Annotated in this window: 14 protein-coding genes; 5 read left to right on the top strand and 9 right to left on the bottom strand. The window is 41.2% G+C overall.

Going from position 1 to position 16,957, the window contains the following annotated elements; all coding sequences use genetic code 11:
• Positions 1 to 8 precede the first annotated feature (8 nt).
• The 4 genes from Q0976_RS16115 to Q0976_RS16100 form a co-directional block, all read right to left on the bottom strand.
• The gene (locus tag Q0976_RS16115; protein ID WP_299494889.1) at positions 9 to 422 is read right to left on the bottom strand and encodes a DUF2170 family protein; all 414 of its coding nucleotides are present in this window, start codon (positions 420 to 422) and stop codon (positions 9 to 11) included.
• A gap of 124 nt (positions 423 to 546) precedes the next feature.
• Positions 547 to 2,259 (bottom strand): polyamine aminopropyltransferase, encoded by a 1,713-nt coding sequence (locus Q0976_RS16110; RefSeq protein WP_299494888.1) that lies wholly within the window; start codon positions 2,257 to 2,259, stop codon positions 547 to 549.
• 90 nt (positions 2,260 to 2,349) lie between these two features.
• A complete protein-coding gene (locus Q0976_RS16105; RefSeq protein ID WP_299494887.1) occupies positions 2,350 to 3,249 on the bottom strand; it encodes a DUF350 domain-containing protein in 900 nt (299 codons plus the stop codon).
• 14 nt (positions 3,250 to 3,263) lie between these two features.
• Complete coding sequence (locus Q0976_RS16100) at positions 3,264 to 4,235, bottom strand: hypothetical protein (RefSeq protein WP_299494886.1); 972 nt, start codon at positions 4,233 to 4,235, stop codon at positions 3,264 to 3,266.
• 556 nt (positions 4,236 to 4,791) lie between these two features.
• Between Q0976_RS16100 and glnE the strand changes: the two genes are divergently transcribed.
• Entirely contained in the window at positions 4,792 to 7,647 is a 2,856-nt protein-coding gene (glnE, locus tag Q0976_RS16095) for a bifunctional [glutamate--ammonia ligase]-adenylyl-L-tyrosine phosphorylase/[glutamate--ammonia-ligase] adenylyltransferase (RefSeq protein ID WP_299494885.1), read from the top strand.
• 19 nt (positions 7,648 to 7,666) lie between these two features.
• Here the strand turns inward: glnE and Q0976_RS16090 are convergent, their stop codons facing one another.
• The gene (locus tag Q0976_RS16090; protein WP_299494884.1) at positions 7,667 to 8,458 is read right to left on the bottom strand and encodes an ABC transporter permease; all 792 of its coding nucleotides are present in this window, start codon (positions 8,456 to 8,458) and stop codon (positions 7,667 to 7,669) included.
• A gap of 171 nt (positions 8,459 to 8,629) precedes the next feature.
• Here Q0976_RS16090 and Q0976_RS16085 point away from each other — a divergent pair, with 171 nt between their 5' ends.
• Both Q0976_RS16085 and Q0976_RS16080 read left to right on the top strand, forming a co-directional pair.
• Positions 8,630 to 8,884 (top strand): DUF3081 family protein, encoded by a 255-nt coding sequence (locus Q0976_RS16085; protein ID WP_299494883.1) that lies wholly within the window; start codon positions 8,630 to 8,632, stop codon positions 8,882 to 8,884.
• Between the two features lie 65 nt (positions 8,885 to 8,949).
• Positions 8,950 to 9,567, top strand: a complete 618-nt coding sequence (locus Q0976_RS16080; RefSeq protein WP_299494882.1) for a GDSL-type esterase/lipase family protein — start codon at positions 8,950 to 8,952, stop codon at positions 9,565 to 9,567.
• 994 nt (positions 9,568 to 10,561) lie between these two features.
• On the opposite strand, the gene hxpB is transcribed toward Q0976_RS16080, so the two are convergent.
• The 4 genes from hxpB to Q0976_RS16060 all read right to left on the bottom strand — a co-directional run bounded on the left by hxpB (position 10,562) and on the right by Q0976_RS16060 (position 14,691).
• Positions 10,562 to 11,272: a hexitol phosphatase HxpB gene (hxpB, locus tag Q0976_RS16075; RefSeq protein WP_299494881.1), complete on the bottom strand. Its 711-nt coding sequence runs from the start codon at positions 11,270 to 11,272 to the stop codon at positions 10,562 to 10,564.
• Between the two features lie 178 nt (positions 11,273 to 11,450).
• Positions 11,451 to 11,873, bottom strand: a complete 423-nt coding sequence (locus tag Q0976_RS16070) for an organic hydroperoxide resistance protein (RefSeq protein ID WP_299494880.1) — start codon at positions 11,871 to 11,873, stop codon at positions 11,451 to 11,453.
• A gap of 219 nt (positions 11,874 to 12,092) precedes the next feature.
• A complete protein-coding gene (locus tag Q0976_RS16065; protein WP_299494879.1) occupies positions 12,093 to 14,045 on the bottom strand; it encodes a lipoxygenase family protein in 1,953 nt (650 codons plus the stop codon).
• Positions 14,046 to 14,193: 148 nt separating this feature from the next.
• Positions 14,194 to 14,691 carry an Lrp/AsnC family transcriptional regulator gene (locus tag Q0976_RS16060; RefSeq protein ID WP_299494878.1) on the bottom strand — a complete coding sequence of 166 codons (498 nt, stop codon included), beginning with the start codon at positions 14,689 to 14,691 and terminating at the stop codon, positions 14,194 to 14,196.
• A 210-nt stretch (positions 14,692 to 14,901) separates the two neighbouring features.
• Here Q0976_RS16060 and dgcA point away from each other — a divergent pair, with 210 nt between their 5' ends.
• Together dgcA and dgcN are read left to right on the top strand one after the other, a co-directional pair.
• Positions 14,902 to 15,891 (top strand): N-acetyl-D-Glu racemase DgcA, encoded by a 990-nt coding sequence (dgcA, locus tag Q0976_RS16055; protein ID WP_299494877.1) that lies wholly within the window; start codon positions 14,902 to 14,904, stop codon positions 15,889 to 15,891.
• Positions 15,892 to 15,933: 42 nt separating this feature from the next.
• The gene (gene dgcN, locus Q0976_RS16050; protein WP_299494876.1) at positions 15,934 to 16,929 is read left to right on the top strand and encodes an N-acetyltransferase DgcN; all 996 of its coding nucleotides are present in this window, start codon (positions 15,934 to 15,936) and stop codon (positions 16,927 to 16,929) included.
• Positions 16,930 to 16,957: the final 28 nt, after the last annotated feature.

Below are 16,957 nucleotides of genomic sequence, written 5' to 3'. Positions count from 1 at the left end.
AGGCTCCTTTATTTCAAATAGTCGACCAATTCGTCGATGACTTCTAGGCAGTTATCAGACAATACTGATAACTCTTGTTCTACTTCTTGCATGCTTGATTGCACAGAAAGTGCACCATAAACAACATATTTATCATCAACTTTTGCAAATGATGACAAAGGCATGGGAATATTTAATTCCAACATGGTTTCAAACATCGCTAAACGTGTGTCCGGTTTGACTTCATCTTCTCCCCATAAATAACTAATGCAGAGAATTTGGTTATCCGTAACCGATACAAATATGGGTAACTCTTCGCGGTTGACTATGTTGACTTGCAACACATCCACTTCGCCATCAATAGGGTAACAATCGAATTTCAGACCCGTATGGCTACTATCACCTAATGCATTGAGATGATCCGCGATATTGTGTATATTCATGTTTGTCCTTATGACATATTATGTCTTAATTAAAGATTAGCACTGTGACATAATATGTCAAGCACTATCTCACTGTTAATATACTTAAACCAGCTTAAACTGATCTTTTTTATACCCTTTCAGGTTATCCCCCTTGGTCATTTAACCAAGCCTGCTGGTGGTATTGATATAACTGCATTGAGCCTAACATATTCGCTTTTATGTGATCTTTATTTTTATAAAACTGTGCCGGGAAAGCAAAAGCGCCGTGGATAAGGGCTGGAGTCAACCAAGGGTCGTCAACAGGCAGCTGTTGTAATTTTTGTAAGCGTTGTTGAGCATTTGCGCCCATGAGCGTGCCAATACTCCAGCCCCACTCGCCAAAACTGGGCACATTGTGATGGTATTGCTTAACGGTGAATCCCGCACTTTCTAATGTGTTACCAACAGAAATAAAGGCATTCGCGGCATGATAGGGCGAGGTTGATTGCACTGTGATAGCACCATCTCTGCTTAATAATTCTTTTAGTTTTCGATAAAAAACATCAGAGTAAAGCTTATTTAAGTCAGGGTGACTGGGATCGGGAAGATCCACAATAATGGCATCGAACATACTCCCTTTGGCCAGTAGCTTATCGACGGCATTATAAGCATCATCAAAAACCAAATTGACTCTTGGATCATTCAAGGCATTGCCGTTTAACGTTAACAATGCCTGTTGAAGCCGAGAAGGGATACTGGTGGCTGGATCTTTAAAAATATCAATTAACCCTTCATCGAGATCAACTAATGTTACGTGCTTAGGTTGCCATTTGAGCACTTGGTGTAAGCCTAAGCCATCTCCACCACCAATAATGAGAATATTATCGTGACGAGCGCTGGCTGCCAGTGTGGGGTGGACCAGAAAAGCATGGTAAATATGCTCATCACTACTGGAAAATTGTAATCTGCCATTAATATACATGGAATAAACAGGGGCAAGAGGTGCGGCTCTTAGGCGTTCAGTGAAAGTGAGTTGTTGAAAGCGAGTGGCTTTTGAGTAAATCACTTTATCTTTATAAAGTAAATTATTAAAGTCCTGCTCCCATTGAGGTCCATGTAAAGCCAATATAAGGAGTAGGCCACTGGCGAGGATATGCCCCACCAGCAATATTTTTGCATATTGAATTTTATGCCAAAATCGAGCGATAAAAACAAAACCGGCGAGTAAATTAAAGCTGGCTGTGAGTGCTGCGGCCAGTTGGATGTCAATGGCGAGCATCAAACCTACCCAAATCGCTGCGCCAATACCAGCCCCGATATAATCAGCGCCATAAATGGTGCCTGCATTATGCAGTAAGTGCTCATCGGATAATGCTTGGCGTACGCGGGCAATAAGTGGAATTTCCATGCCTATCATTAAGCCGAGTAATACGCCCCATACATAAGGTAAATACTGGCTGAGGTTTTGAAAAGTACCAATAAAGCCACCGTTTGGCAGTTGATCGGCAGGCAAGCCTAAGGTGTGGGCAATGATCTGAGGCAGTTGTTGGCTAAAACCAATAATTGATGCGGTGATCAAAATGGCCAGTGCGCCGCATAACGCCACAATGAGCTCTAACACAGCGAAGCCTGTAAATGCGCAGCGAATTTTACGTGCGGCGAATGCACCTATGCCCATGGAGACTATCATTAGGCCTATCATGGTATAAATGGCGGCTTCTAATGCGCCAAGGATCCTGCCAGCATAGTGAGAGAGTAGATATTCATAAATTAAGCCACATGCGGCGAGAACTGCCATGATGCCTAATAACAACACATCATCGAACCAAGCTAATTTTTGATTTTTTATCTGTGGGGTGTTTACATTGGCGTACATCAATTTATCCAATTATCGTCAAGGAAGATGATTCACTCAAGCTGTACAGATCAATAAAAGGGCAGTTTATACTGCCCCACAGGTGGTGTTTTAGGCCATTAATGCCATTAATATTAAGGCAATGGAAACACTGATTGCCATCTCGACAGCTGCAACACCAATATTTTTTTGTTTTTCAACTTCATCGGTGAGATTAATTCGTGCGAGGACCAACTTTTTCACCAGTGCCAGCAAGAGCGAAAGTGCAACCAGCATGATGACGGAGAAAATGAGCCAACCTAATAAATTATTCACGTAGGCTTGGGGATCATAATCGATAAAATGACTTGCCGCGCTGAAGCTAAATGCCATGGCTAACAAATATCCTGCATGGCGAACGGCAATGGCAATCTCGCCTTGTTCAAGCGCTGCTTGCATTGATGCATTTTGATTTCGTTTTGCGTAACGGTTTTCACGCCAGCGAGTTAATAGTACCAACATGAGTTGGGAAATGATAAAGGCACTAAAAATAGCAATAAAAGTATCTAAGGTTAAATCTTCCGCCCACATAAGGACAGAGCGAATAATGATAGCTGTGGCGATGACTGCGCTAGCATCAACAATTGAGACAGCGACATTTCCCTTAATGATAAGCGAGTTTTTACTGATTTCATTCAGTGCAATTTTATCATGTAACAATCGCCCCAATTTGATGAGAATAAGTCCAAATACCCCATAGGCTGTCATGCCAATGGCTTCAATTAAATAAGAACTAGCCGCTTCACCCGTTATGGCACCAGTCAGTACAATGCCTAATGCCATTACGCCACCAGCTGTACTGATCCCAAAGGCAAAATTATCTTTTTCTGCCAGTTCATGGTGACTGTTTACATTGATACTCCAGCCTTGTAAATAACGCATTAAGGTCAGTAGTATGACAGCAATGGTTAAATCAATGGCTAAAATAACGGCCAATTCTGGTGTTAAACCGTAGTCTTGAAAAAATGTCATATTAGTTCCTTAAATTATTTGCCCCGACGAACACTACGGGTTGTACGGCTACTAGAGTTACGAAAGCTACTGTCTTTTGAATAAGTTGAATTAAACTTACTGCTACTTTTTGTTTTGGAATAGCTGCTTTTAGTGCCGACCGAGCTGGCTTTGGGGCTGCTTGTACTTTGACGTGATAAACTGGCGCCCCCTGTTCGCGTTTTGGCATAGGGACTATCAAACTTGCGTCCTTGAGAATTAAACTGTTTCTTCGTTCGCTCATAAGTACTATTTTGTGCCGCTGCTTGCTTGGGGGAAGTATAACGAGAGCGACCGACATCATTGTAATAACTGTAGTTTCGGCCACTTGACCAACGATCATAATAAACCGGACCGCGAGTCAGATTAGAAAACATGGAATACATGCCATACCAAGCCCAAAACGACATGCCATTGGAGCCTGTTTGCCAGCTGCCATAACTTGGATTACCGACTAATTGATTGCCGTCACTGCCATCGGCGTTGTTGGCTAACTTTGATGCGGCTTGGCTAATGGAATTGACCCGTCCAAGTTCCCCATTAGACATATCGGCAACAACATTGACTGGATCGGAGAGCATATCGTTATATTGAGCAGGATCGGCCGCTTCATAAATATTTTTTACTTCAGCAAGCTGTTGATCCAAATCCACATAGTTAGCGGCCGTTTTCGATGCCACTAAACGGCGAGTGAGTGAGGTAAATAAAGGACCATTAGGTGTTGCATCCGTTGCAAGCTGAGCGAGTAGAGGAGCGAGATCGGGTTTTTGTTTGGCTAATATATTGGTATATTGGTTCAATAATGTGGCGTTTCGAATTTGGCCATCATTGAGCATACTTGCGAGAGTATCAAGCCGCTGTTGAGCTAAGGTTTGAAACTGGGTTATTTTTTCCGGTCTTTCATCACCACATCCTGTTAGCGATAACGCGAGTATGACGGTGAGAACACCTAGCAGCATTCTTGCCATGCTTTCTCCAAATTAATGATTATGGGTATTTTAATACAAAATACCGAATGTAAATTACAATAGGCCAAAATGATTGTGGTACAAAGAATAACAAGTGTTCAATAAAGGGCCAGCTCTTTTGGTTTATTCTTTTCTATGGCAACATAAATTCAATCGAGTGAGACGCTAATGCCAATATGACCGACGATAAAGTCAGTGAGTTATGCAAAATGAGTCGTTAACACGTTAGATTGAGGCACAGTTATACCATTGATGACATATTATGTCGATAGTCTACAGTACTAGGGCCTGTGTATCTTTGGTGAATATTTCTGCTGCAGTTTGTCGCTTCTTTATACAAGGCAGAGCTTCTGTGGTGTCGTTATTCTCCATAAATAAGCGATAATGCCGTAAAAGGAGCGACAAGCGCTGTCCGTAAGATTCGGCTAAACGTGTTTTACTCTTTGTTGAGAGGCATTCACTTAGAATGACTAGGCATCACACCTCTCGCCGCGATTAAAACACGTTTATCTGAACATAATTTAATCACGAAATATAAACAGGCCCTAGGGGTATTATGACCACGCTTGAACCAGGTAACAAGTTGTTCTCTCAACTTCTTTTACAAACCGCTGATGAAGCTTGGCAGCGATTATCGTCGTGTTGGCCAAATGTTGTTGCCGCATTAAATGATGCTGAGCGAGAAGAGCTGCATCGCGTGATGGGATTGAGTGATTTTATTGCAGAACAAATATGTCGCCATCCTGATTGGATAGCCGATTTATTGAATGATCAATTGCATACTTTAAATAGAGATAAGTTTGCAAATGAGTTGCAAGTATTATTGCAAAATGTAGAAGATGAAGAAGTATTGAAACGGATTTTAAGGCGTTACAGAAACAAGAAAATGTTGTGTATCGCTTGGCGAGATTTCTTAGGATATTGTGCGTTAGAAGAAGCGTTACTGGACTTATCGATGCTGGCAGAGGTGTTAGTTGTTACAGCAAGAGATTGGCTTCATCAAAAAATGTGTCAGCAATATGGTATTCCCTGTGATATCGAGGGACAGCCGCAATCTTTGTTGATTCTAGGCATGGGAAAGTTAGGCGGAAAAGAGCTTAATTTCTCCTCTGATATTGATTTGATTTTTACTTTTCCTGAACATGGTGCTACTCAAGGTGGACGGAGATCTCTTGAAAATCAGGAATTTTTCATTCGTTTAGGGCAAAGGCTCATTAAAGCCCTGCATCAAGTGACTAGCGATGGTTTTGTTTATCGTGTTGATTTACGACTAAGGCCTTACGGAGAGAGTGGCCCCTTAGTGGTGAGCTTTTCAGGTCTTGAGGATTATTATCAAGAGCAAGGCCGTGATTGGGAGCGCTATGCCATGGTCAAAGCACGCCCGCTTGGGGAAGAAAATGAGCATACCCGTGTATTAAAAAATATGCTAAGGCCTTTTGTTTATCGGCGTTATATTGATTTTTCTGCCATTGACGCGCTGCGCAGAATGAAGCAGCTGATCACTCAAGAAGTGCGCCGTCGTTCACTGGTTAACAATATAAAATTAGGAGCTGGTGGCATTCGAGAAGTTGAATTCGTCGTACAAAGCTTTCAATTAATCCGTGGTGGACGTGAGCCTAGTTTAAGGCAGCAAAGCCTTTTTGCAGCCATTGAAAATTTATATCAGCTAGGTGTATTAGAATACTTAGCTGTTGATGAACTTAAAAAAAGTTATGTGTTTTTGCGTCGAGTAGAGAATCTATTACAGGCGATTAATGATGAGCAAACTCAAACTTTGCCAGAAGATGAGCTAAATTGGCAACGTTTATGCTATGGCATGAACATTCAAACGCCTGAGCAATTGAAAGCGCAAATTGATGCAGCGATGAAAACGGTACACGAGCACTTCATTGAAACGATTGGCGGGGAAGATAAAGATGAAATAGATCAAAGCTGGACCCATCAGCTTTGGCATACCCAGACCGAAGAAGACATGCAAGCCTTGTTTGATGAGCAATATATTAATGATGGGCAATTTTGGCCAATATTAGAGCAGTGGCGAGATAATATTGCTAATCGTACTATTGGTCATCGTGGCCGTGAAACCCTTGATAAGTTAATGCCAAGGTTGTTTTCAGAACTGTTTACTCAGCCCAGCCCTTCAAGTGCATTAGCGGCAGTATCAAGCGTGTTAGATAAAATTTTAACACGGACCACTTATTTAGAACTGCTGTTTGAAAATCTGGGTGCTCGTCAACAATTAGTGAGATTGTGTTGTGCTAGCCCATGGATCACCGAGCAATTGGCCCATTTCCCGATGTTGTTGGATGAGTTAATTGATCCTGCTCAGCTATACCATACGACGTCTCTAAGTGATTATGCTAGCGAATTACGGCAATATTTACTTAGGGTGCCTGAAGATGATTTAGAGCAACAAATGGAAGCGTTAAGGCAGTTTAAGCTCACTCAACAATTGAAAGTGGCGGCGGCTGATGTCACAGGCATACTCCCAGTGATGGCAGTGAGCGATCATTTAACCTTATTAGCTGAGGCCATCACTGAACAAGTGGTAATTCAAGCATGGAGAGAGTTAAAAGGGCGTCATGGTACTCCTCCACATTTAGCACAAGGGGAAATGGGTTTTGCGATTGTCGGCTACGGTAAAGCGGGAGGCGTTGAGCTTGGTTATGGCTCCGATCTCGATTTGGTATTTTTACATAACTGCCCAGGACAAGCGCAAACGGATGGGAACAAGCCTATTGATGTCGGGCGCTTTTATCTTAAATTAGCACAGCGGATTTTGCATTTATTTTCAACCCGTACGTTATCGGGTGAGTTATATGAAGTGGATATGCGCTTAAGACCTTCTGGTGCGTCTGGTCTACTTGTGAGTGAAATCGACAGTTTTGGTGAATACCAAAAACACGAAGCGCATACTTGGGAGCATCAAGCATTGGTTAGAGCAAGGTGCTTATTTGGCGATAATGCTTTACTCAGTCGATTCAGTGAAATACGCAGTGAAGTGATCCGTTTGAAAAGAGATAAGCTACAGTTGGCGACTGATGTGAAAGTTATGCGTAAAAAGATGTGCGATCATTTGTTAAAAGTGCAGCCTGATACCTTTGATTTGAAGCAAAGTTGTGGTGGCATGGTAGACATTGAATTTATTGCTCAATACTTAGTGTTAGCGCATGCTAGCGAGCATAAAGAGTTGGCTGCTTGGTCAGACAATATTCGCATTTTTAGTGTGTTAGCCGATTTGGATTTGATTTGTATTAATCAAGCTGAATATTTAACTCAAGCATATTGTTTTTTAAGGGATGAAAACCATAGACTGACTTTACAAAGGTTACCAGGCTTATTACCGGCAGAGAAAGTGGAGCCCAGTGTGCATAATGTCAGGGTGATCTACCATGAAATGTTAGGGGAGTAGTGCCACTAGAGCGATGCATTTATTCTTTTTTCAACGCGACTAACACCAAGCCGCTGTGATTAATCAGTTTACGTGTCGTGAGCAGTAATGCGGTTGTCACAGACAGTATGATCATGACAAAAATGGCCATTAAGATCACCAGTTGATACTTAATGGCAATAATAGGATCGACTCCAGCCAGAATTTGCCCAGTCATCATGCCGGGTAAGGTGACCAATCCTGTGGTACTCATGGAGGCTAAACTGGGGGCTAACGATTGTTTGAGCGCCCCTTGAATAAAAGGAAAGGCCGCTTGCGCTGGGCTTGCACCTAATGCGAGTAACCCTTCATATTCCATTTCTCTGTCTTTAAATGCGGTAAAAAGCCGTTGTAGCGCCACAATATTGCCGCTTAAACTGTTGCCCAGTAGCATGCCTGCTAATGGAATTAAATATTGCGCACTGTAGAGCGGGGCGGGTGACAATAATCCGATGAGTATAATCAGTAATAAGGGGAGCAGCCCGACCAATAGTGCGGTCAGGATCGGTAAGAAAAGGGGTTTTTTGGGAAGGTGGCTTTTTCCTATGATAGAGCTGGTGCCAATTAATGCCATTAATAATAGCCAGAGTAAATTGACCCATAAGCTGTTAAGGATAAATAAATATTGCAAATAAAGTCCAACAAGGACCAATTGTATTGCCATTCTTAAGGATGAAATAATGATTTCTTGTGCTAAAGCAAGTTTAAGAAAGTAATTAATGCCCAAAGGGATCAGTAAAATAAAGCTGAATAGCGAGAGCTCAATCCAGCTGATCTCAATGATTGATTGCATAGCCAAGCCTTATAGTGAAATGAGTCTGTGTAAATGCATAGCTTTTTGAGTATATTTGAAGTATGACCCAATAAAATTGTTTTTCTTGCATTCTAGTTAAGGAGGCGCACACTAGCAAGGTATCGTTAATTTTGCTTTTCTCTATTGTTCTAAGCTAATGAGGAGCGCTATATGAAAAATGAAATCGATGTACATCAAGCCTTAGCTGTCGTAAATAAAATCACTCGAGATGGCGTGAAACAAGATGGGCGTTATCTTTATGAAGGCCTCACCGTTGAGCCTGATAGTGATGGTTATACTGTGGTGCTCACCGATGGACGTACCAGTTTAACCCTTTTTTTTCATAACAAGTATGAGTTTGACTACCCAGATAGCACAGCATTAGCCAGTTTTATGCATCGTTATTGGGCGATTTATAGTGCATAAAATAGTTGTTGGTCATAGGGATAATGAAAGGAAGGTTTTTGTTCCAAATATAAAAAGGCGGCTATATGTTACCAAAAAGGATTGTCGCATTGGGATCCAGTTCTATTTATGGTCGGGGCGATGACGAATACGGCGGTTTTATTCATAGACTACGTTTATGGTATGAAAGTTTAAATGCGAAACATTTTGTCTATTCATTAGGTGTTTTTGGTGAAGGGACAGAGGATTTAATTCATCGAGTGGCGACTGAATCTGCGCCAAGACGACCTGAGTTAATGGTTTTATATCCAGGGTTTAATGATATACGTCGTGAAGGAAGTGTTAATGCAAAGAATGTCATTTCTATTGATGACTTTGTATACTCAATGGAAAAGCTGATTGATACTGCACAATCCTTTTCACCTGTATTAATGTTAACAGGCGTTCCATTTATTGAAGAAAAAACAACGCCTTTTGGCCAATCAAATAGTTATTACTTACATTCAGATGCACAATATTATACTCAAGGGATCAGAGAAGTTTGTGCAAAGAAAAATGCGATGTTGTTGGATTATTTTACATTGTGTGCCAATGTTCCTTTAAAGGAATTATTAAGCTCTGATGGATTACATTGTCATGCCTTGGGTCATCAATGGCTGTTTGAGCAATTAAAAAAATGTATTTTAGAGCAATATACACCTTAGACTAGATGTAAATCAACAATCAACAATCAACAATCAACAATCAACAATCAACAATCAACAATCAAAAGATATCGAGCTGATTACTATGGTGTAACGACTTTACAGCAGCATTTTGGTTATTATGATCCGGCTTAAAAATTTATGTATCACTGTTAAACTTTCGAAGAGATAATCCTATTCATTTTAGAGGGTAGTATCTTGATGCTAAGCGCGGTTAATACCTATTAAGTGTTAATTCACAAAGATTCAGTTTCAGCCATTCATTCCTTAGCTATTTTTTATAACGCTGAACATGGTTCAGTTATTTATTTTGCTTATCATTCATATATTGCCATTTATTTTATATGGTTACTGACAGTTTTAATGTTAAATTAACCTTTATATTGATGATAGAGATCGAATAGCAGATTTTTGGCGTGTAGATTTTGGGTTATGGTGTCAAAAATTAATTATGGGTGTCTTTATTAGTTCTTTTATCCTTGAAAAATTGAATATAAATTCTAACGATTATTCATTTGATTGTGGAGGAACGAGCACAATTAATTCCACTACATATACTGATAAATGGAAGGGTTTGTATGTAGTGGTACAGTAAAAATGACTTATCGTTTTGCACATCTAATGTTTATAGTCGTATTAAGTTTGTGTGCTATTGGTGCGGGGAAAAACCCAGTGATGATCCCCGTTATGATTGTGGCTTTTCTTGCTCTTTCCATAATGCGGATGGTGCTGGTTAAATGCATCAAGTGTAAACAAGTGATAGGCGATAGCCGAAGTAAAACGACCTATGCTACTTTTTTCACTAATAAGTGCAAATCATGTATGCAGGCAGAAAAACACAATAAAGATTAACATGGCTTAGTGTTCACAATGAAGCGAGTACATTCAAGGGAATGTACCCGCTTAATCTTCAATTTTTATTCCCCTTTCCCGCTTTCCACTCTGTTCCTTTGCTTCTTGCCGCTAACGCTTTTTTACTCTTTTCTACTTTTCTCTACTCTTTTCTATTCTTTTTCCTTAGATAATCCGCTAACTCATGCAAATTGGCGAGCTGCTGGTGGGCGACTTGCCATTTGGAAAGGTGTTGTTGATCAAGGGCGGGAATGGCGATGGTTTGCATATTGGCGGCGCGGGCGGCAATGAGGCCGTTGAAGGAGTCTTCGATGGCCAAGCAATGATGGGGCGACACGCCTAATGCATCAGCACAGTTAAGATAGACTTCGGGATGCGGCTTACCATGAGCAAGGTGCTCTGCGGACTTTGTGGCTTCAAAATAGTGCTTGATATTCAGTTTATTGAGCACAGCGTCAATCATTGATGATGTCGATGAGGTGGCAAGGCCAATGTTTAAGCCTTGTGTTTTGCAGTAATCCAGTGCGGCAATGACGCCTGCCATGGGCTTGGCATCATGGGCGATGGCGGCAATGACTTGATTGACAATGCGCTGAGCAACGGCTTGATTGCTGTTTTCTCCTCTATGCTTTCTTTTCTCTTTTTCTTGATAATCAGCCCAAGGGTAGCGTTTATACCAATATTCGACGACTTGATCGATTCTCAGCCCTGTGGTTTGTAAGGTATCGTCATAATGAATGGGTAAACCCAGTGCTGTCATCGTCTCAAATTCCGCTTGTTGCCATAATGGTTCAGAGTCGATTAATACACCGTCCATGTCAAAAATAACGGCGTGAATGTCGGGAGTGGTCATGATTAACCCTAAGATGAAAAGAAGCTGACTGACATCATAGCGACGCTTGAATGATTTTTCATTAAGACTTTTCGATGACGTTTATAAGAATGGACTTATTTTATTCGATGGGCGTATTTTATTATAAATACAGCGCCATAAAATAGCGCTGTATTGACCAGTAAGCGTGAGCGAAAGGTTAAACCGCTTCACCGTTAACCGTTAACCCCACATCGATGTTGTTGCGTGTGGCATTGGAATAGGGGCAGATTTGGTGAGCGGTTTTAACTAGCTCTATTGCTTGTGCTTGAGGTAAGTCGAGTGTGGCCGCTAGGCTTGCCGTTAACGCAAATCCACCGCTATCACGGGCACCAATGCCAACATCAGCCGTAACCGGCGCGGTGGTTAATGAGACTTTAGCTTCTTTGGCCACATGTAAAATCGCATTTGAAAAACAGGCGGCGTAGCCCGCAGCGAATAGTTGCTCTGGATTATTTCCGGCTCCTGATCCGCCCATTTCTTTAGGGTAGCTTAACGATAAAGAGAGCTGGCCATCATTGGTATTGACTTCGCCATTACGGCCTGCTGATGCGGTTGCGCTAGTTTGGTATAAGGTTTTCATAATAATAGGGGGCCTTCATTGTTATCAATTTTTAGTGTGCTCAACAATTTGAACTAATATTTAAGTTGTGCACAATGTATGTTGTATTCACTATAGTCTTGCTAGTAAAGATTTGCAACTAGATTGTGTGCAATTTAAATTGCAAGTGATGATAAATAACACATATTAATGATGTGTGAAGTGTAATGCATTGTTTTATAATGGCTTTGTTTGGCGGTGTTATATGTTGATGCTACAAGGAATTTTACTGGGCAATAAGTAGTCATAGGGATCGCAGTCTGGATAATATGATTGGCGAGTGATAATCGCTGTGTTGATGTCGTTTTCAATGCGCAGTAATTGATTTTGGAACTGAACCAAAGGTCCATTCGTTTCAGTGACTTTTTTATCTTTAAACCAAGGTTTATAAGGAAAATGATTATCTTTATATTCACCTAGTTTTCGATAATGAATCGAGCCTAATAGGGTTAACATCATTTGTTGCTCAAGCGCGATAACAATAGGAGGCAAGGTTTTTAACCAAGCAGTTTCATCCTGGCTTGAAATAGGGCGTTTATCCCATAATGCCCCTGTCATTATCGGTGAAAATGACATTAAATTACGCTGAGGGAAGTTAATTGCAGCATGTTGAGCGCTAGTGGTAAAAATAATCATGGTGAGAACTTCTGCAAGGATATGCCGACTTGTTAGTGTGGGAATGTTGTGAATTTTGCCTAATGAACGCACTTCACTGTGCCAAGCTTGTATTTCAGGATCGCTAATGACTTGGCTGTCACTCTCATAATAAAGGTAAACATAATTTTCACTCCATTGCGCAATAGCATGCCAAATTTTGAGTCCATCATCACGATAGGGGAAATAAGGTAAGATTTGAGGATCAAAGACGCCACGGCGGCTTAATTCTGTGGGTAAATACGATCCTGAAAAATCAAAAGATAATCGGCTTTTAACGGCGGCTTGTTGTGAGGCCGTGATTTGTCCTGCAAAAATATTCGCAATGGGTCCATGGGCAGCGATTAAATCTGATTCGAGTCCTGAATTAATGAATAAGGTGCCTTCAAAATGAGGGAGCAACAAGCGATTAATAGGGTGAGTACAAGGCAATTGTCTGTGGGTGGCAATGGCAAAAGCTTCTGCAATAAGGTGTGTGCGTCCTAAATGAACGATGAGTTCATGATAGTTAGCATCTGCGTAATTCACGCTGTTTTTGGCATATTGCCAAGTGTAATCGGTTTCATTATGGCTGGGAGGGATAAAGAGTGGGCTGGTTGCAGGATTTTGTGAGAGTTGAATCGCAATGGGCAAAAAATGATGCTTGTTGGCGTTTAACATGAAGGCGGCAATAGGGACATTGAGGTTTTTTTTGCGATCTTGAAAAATGCCAGTTTGCTCCGAGAGGATGGAGAGTGGTTTGTAGTCACAAATAAAAATACGTTGCTCTTGCAGTGCTTTTTCAAGATTATCATTGCCAATAAACAAATGTTTAATCATGTCATTGGTGAGTGGAAAATGTGGAGGGAATTGCGTCACATTTTTAAGTAACATAGGATTGGGGCCGGCGAGTCTAAGATTGGCAAAGCTATGATCTTCTTTTATTTTACTTGCAATACGAGGTAATTTTAAGGTTTTAAATAGTGCTTGGTAGCTGTCGGTGGAGAGCCCTGATTGTGTGTTGGCTTTTTCCAATTGATGTAAAACCTGATTAATGTGTTTAATCGTCTTTTGTATTTCTGGCCAAGCAATACTTTCAACTTCATCCATCAAATTTTTTCTATCAAATTCAGTATGATGTATTAAATGCATGAAAGTATGCCACAGTGAATGATGGTGAGGTGCTTGGTGGAGTTTTAAATGCTCGACAATGGGCAGTATTCTCTGATGGCTTTTTTTTAATGGGGTAAAATCGACGTCAGACTGACGCCTGAGTTTAAAGTCATCCATTACGGCTAAAAAATTGGTCATGACTTCTGATAAAGTAATACAGATCAGACTTTTCCATTCTAGGGTTGGGAGTTCTTCATCATTAAGCTGGCTCACCAGTGGTACACCCATTAAATTGGCGGAATGCGTATTCCACTGATAGCGTTTTCTTTGCTGTTCTAGCAAGTTTTCGCGTTCGTGTTGCTGCGCCTTTGAGGCATTTTGGGGCAATATTGGGGAATGGCTGTCCATTGCGCTTGGTCTTTTTATTATCTACCTAGTCTCAAGTAAAGATCTAAACCTTAAGAAATACAAATTGGGTTGTCAGCCAACAGAGACCGGTTTTTGTATGATGAGTTGTGACGAGATCCTTGATAAGTCAGATAGTTAGCATATACCTTTAGTCCGTTTTTAAGACCGAAAGCAAGTCAAGTAATTTGACATCAAACTCATTTTTAACTGTTTTGCTAACCGCATGGCTAGTGTATTCAAAGATAAACTGTTTGGCTTGTAGTGCTTCTATGAGTGATTGGTAATGTTGCACAGACTTTGCTGCAAAGGTGAGAAAGTAATCGACCTCACCGAGTACAGCTTTAATTTCAATGACTTCAGGCATACTGAGTATAGTATTTAAAAAGCGGGTTCTTTCAGTGGGGAAAAAATCAATAAAGGCAAATTCAACAATAAAGTAGTTAATGTCTGCTAAGCGGTCGTAGTCGATTTGAGCGTGATAAGATTTAATAAACCCTTTATCTTCTAATTTTTTTTGTCTTTGAGAGCAAGGAGTGTCAGATAAGCCAACCGCATCGGCTAGCTTGACTTTCGTCATCCTGCCTTCTTGTTTTAATTCTGATAATATTTTCAGATCGTATCTATCTAGTTCAGTTTTCTTGGCCATAAGGCAATATGCGCTCTTTGTTTTATCTTCTAATGATTTGTTCTATTGACTTTTATCACTTAAAGCAAGGGAAATCCGCTTTATTTTTACAAAAATGTGCGGGAAAACCTAGAATATAAGTATCAGTTTGTGGATTTCATTACTTGTTCTCTTGCTAATATCTGTAGCTGTATTCGCCCCTTTGGGTGTTGACTAAAAGGAAATATGATTGTGCAATTACAAATGTATTCTGAAAAATGGGCGTTAGATACGCCATTTGTTATCTCTCGAGAAAGCACGAGTTGTCAGGAAGTTTTAGTTGTTGAAGCGACTGATGGGCAGTTCACAGGCTTTGGAGAGTCCTCTCCAACAGCACGTTATGGTGAGTCTGTTCAGTCTGTGATGGCACAATTTGGGACATTGCAAAAAAGGCTTCAAGATGATCCTACATTGATATTGACTCCCCAAAGCTTGCAAACCTTGTTAAGACCCGGTGCGGCGCGAAATGCTATTGATTGTGCTTTATGGGATCTACTCAGTAAGCAACAAAATAAGCCTGTTTGGCAACAGCTAGGTATGCAAGCACTGAAACCAGTTGATACGGTTTTTACCATTAGCTTAGATAGACCTCAAGACATGGCGTTTGCGGCTAAAAAGGTACAAGGTCATGCCGTACTTAAATTAAAGTTTGGCGGTACAGGGGATATTGAAAGAATAGCGGCTATTCGAGATGCGCTACCGGATCAACGGTTAATTATTGATGCTAATGAAGCGTGGAACCAAAGTGATTTGGAGCAGTTTCTTGATGTCATGCATCAACATAATGTTGAAATGGTTGAGCAGCCTTTACCAGCTGGTCAGGATGATATTTTATCAAGCATTGAACATCCGATGATGATATGTGCGGATGAGTCATGCCATACAAGCCGTGATCTTGATGCGTTAGTGGGTAAATATGACATGGTGAACATCAAGCTGGATAAAACCGGAGGGATCACCGAAGCGATGCAGTTATTGCAAAAAGCAAAACAAATGAATTTTGAAGTCATGGTGGGTTGCATGGTGGGCACATCACTTGCGATGGCACCGGGCTTACTTATTGCTCAGCAGACTAAATATGTTGATCTTGATGGCCCGTTACTCATGGGACGAGATCGTGACAATGCATTGAAATATGCCGAAGGTTTAGTGTATCCCAGTCAGCAAGGGTTATGGGGTTAATCTCGTTAATCACTATATGGCTTAGCATTTGAGGACAGCAGTATGAATATTAAGAAACCTTATTTACTTTTTTTAGGTGACAGTGAGTTCGCAAAAACAGCGCAAGGTATTTGTCATTGGCGTGGGCAAGATTGTGTTGCTCAATTTAGACTTGAGGGTTGCCAAGTAGACTTAGGCTTACCCGAAGTGTCTATGCAAGAAGCGGCGGAGCGTGGCGCTAAGACCTTAGTCATTGGTGTGGCCCCCCATGGTGGCCTATTGAAGGAAAGTTGGTTACCTCATCTAAAAGCTGCGTTAGAAGCGGGAATGGATATTGCTGCAGGTTTACATACTAAAATTGCAGATATTGATATGTTGCAGACGGCAGCCAATATTCACGGTCGGCAAATTTGGGATATTCGTCATCCAAAGGAAACGTTTGCAGTCGGAGATGGGGATAAACGAAGCGGCAAGCGTTTACTCGCGGTGGGAACTGATTGCAATGTGGGTAAAATGTTTACCACCTTAGCCATAGAGCAAGAAATGCATAAGCGAGGCATGGATGCAACATTTAGAGCCACAGGGCAAACAGGCATTTTTATTGCGGGTAAAGGGGCTGCTGTGGATGCGGTGATATCTGATTTTATTTCTGGTGCAGCTGAATCCTTATCACCTGATAATCATGAGCAACATTGGGATTTAATAGAAGGACAAGGGTCTTTACATAATCCCTCTTATGCTGGCGTCAGTTTAGGTCTACTCCATGGGAGTCAACCTGATGCTATCGTACTTTGTCACGATCCGCTCAGAAAGCATATTGTTGATTTAGAAAACTATCCTATTCCACCACTGCAAGATGCTATTGATACCGCTCTACGCGCGGCGCGTTTGACTAACCCAAATGTGCAATGTGTTGGTGTTTGCGTCAATACATCGAAAATGACAGAGGGGCAAGCCCAAGAGCTCATTACCAGCATTGGTTTAGAAGTAGGGTTACCTTGTGTGGATCCCATTCGCACTGGGGTGGGGGTGATCGTTGACAAACTGGCGACATTGTAGAGTTTAATCGCAATGATTTAATCAATTG

Origin of the sequence: uncultured Shewanella sp. (genome assembly GCF_947501665.1) — a bacterium.
Lineage (GTDB): Bacteria > Pseudomonadota > Gammaproteobacteria > Enterobacterales > Shewanellaceae > Shewanella.
This window is presented reverse-complemented; position numbering and strand designations above follow the sequence as displayed.

Excerpts from the sequence above, each read along its gene's own strand:
- Q0976_RS16070 (WP_299494880.1), bottom strand. The coding sequence starts at position 11,873 with ATGAAAACCTTATACCAAACTAGCGCAACCGCATCAGCAGGCCGTAAT.
- Q0976_RS16085 (WP_299494883.1), top strand. The coding sequence starts at position 8,630 with ATGAAAAATGAAATCGATGTACATCAAGCCTTAGCTGTCGTAAATAAA.
- Q0976_RS16105 (WP_299494887.1), bottom strand. The coding sequence starts at position 3,249 with ATGACATTTTTTCAAGACTACGGTTTAACACCAGAATTGGCCGTTATT.
- Q0976_RS16065 (WP_299494879.1), bottom strand. The coding sequence starts at position 14,045 with ATGGACAGCCATTCCCCAATATTGCCCCAAAATGCCTCAAAGGCGCAG.
- hxpB (WP_299494881.1), bottom strand. The coding sequence starts at position 11,272 with ATGACCACTCCCGACATTCACGCCGTTATTTTTGACATGGACGGTGTA.
- Q0976_RS16060 (WP_299494878.1), bottom strand. The coding sequence starts at position 14,691 with ATGGCCAAGAAAACTGAACTAGATAGATACGATCTGAAAATATTATCA.
- Q0976_RS16080 (WP_299494882.1), top strand. The coding sequence starts at position 8,950 with ATGTTACCAAAAAGGATTGTCGCATTGGGATCCAGTTCTATTTATGGT.
- Q0976_RS16090 (WP_299494884.1), bottom strand. The coding sequence starts at position 8,458 with ATGCAATCAATCATTGAGATCAGCTGGATTGAGCTCTCGCTATTCAGC.
- dgcN (WP_299494876.1), top strand. The coding sequence starts at position 15,934 with ATGAATATTAAGAAACCTTATTTACTTTTTTTAGGTGACAGTGAGTTC.
- Q0976_RS16115 (WP_299494889.1), bottom strand. The coding sequence starts at position 422 with ATGAATATACACAATATCGCGGATCATCTCAATGCATTAGGTGATAGT.
- glnE (WP_299494885.1), top strand. The coding sequence starts at position 4,792 with ATGACCACGCTTGAACCAGGTAACAAGTTGTTCTCTCAACTTCTTTTA.
- Q0976_RS16110 (WP_299494888.1), bottom strand. The coding sequence starts at position 2,259 with ATGTACGCCAATGTAAACACCCCACAGATAAAAAATCAAAAATTAGCT.
- Q0976_RS16100 (WP_299494886.1), bottom strand. The coding sequence starts at position 4,235 with ATGGCAAGAATGCTGCTAGGTGTTCTCACCGTCATACTCGCGTTATCG.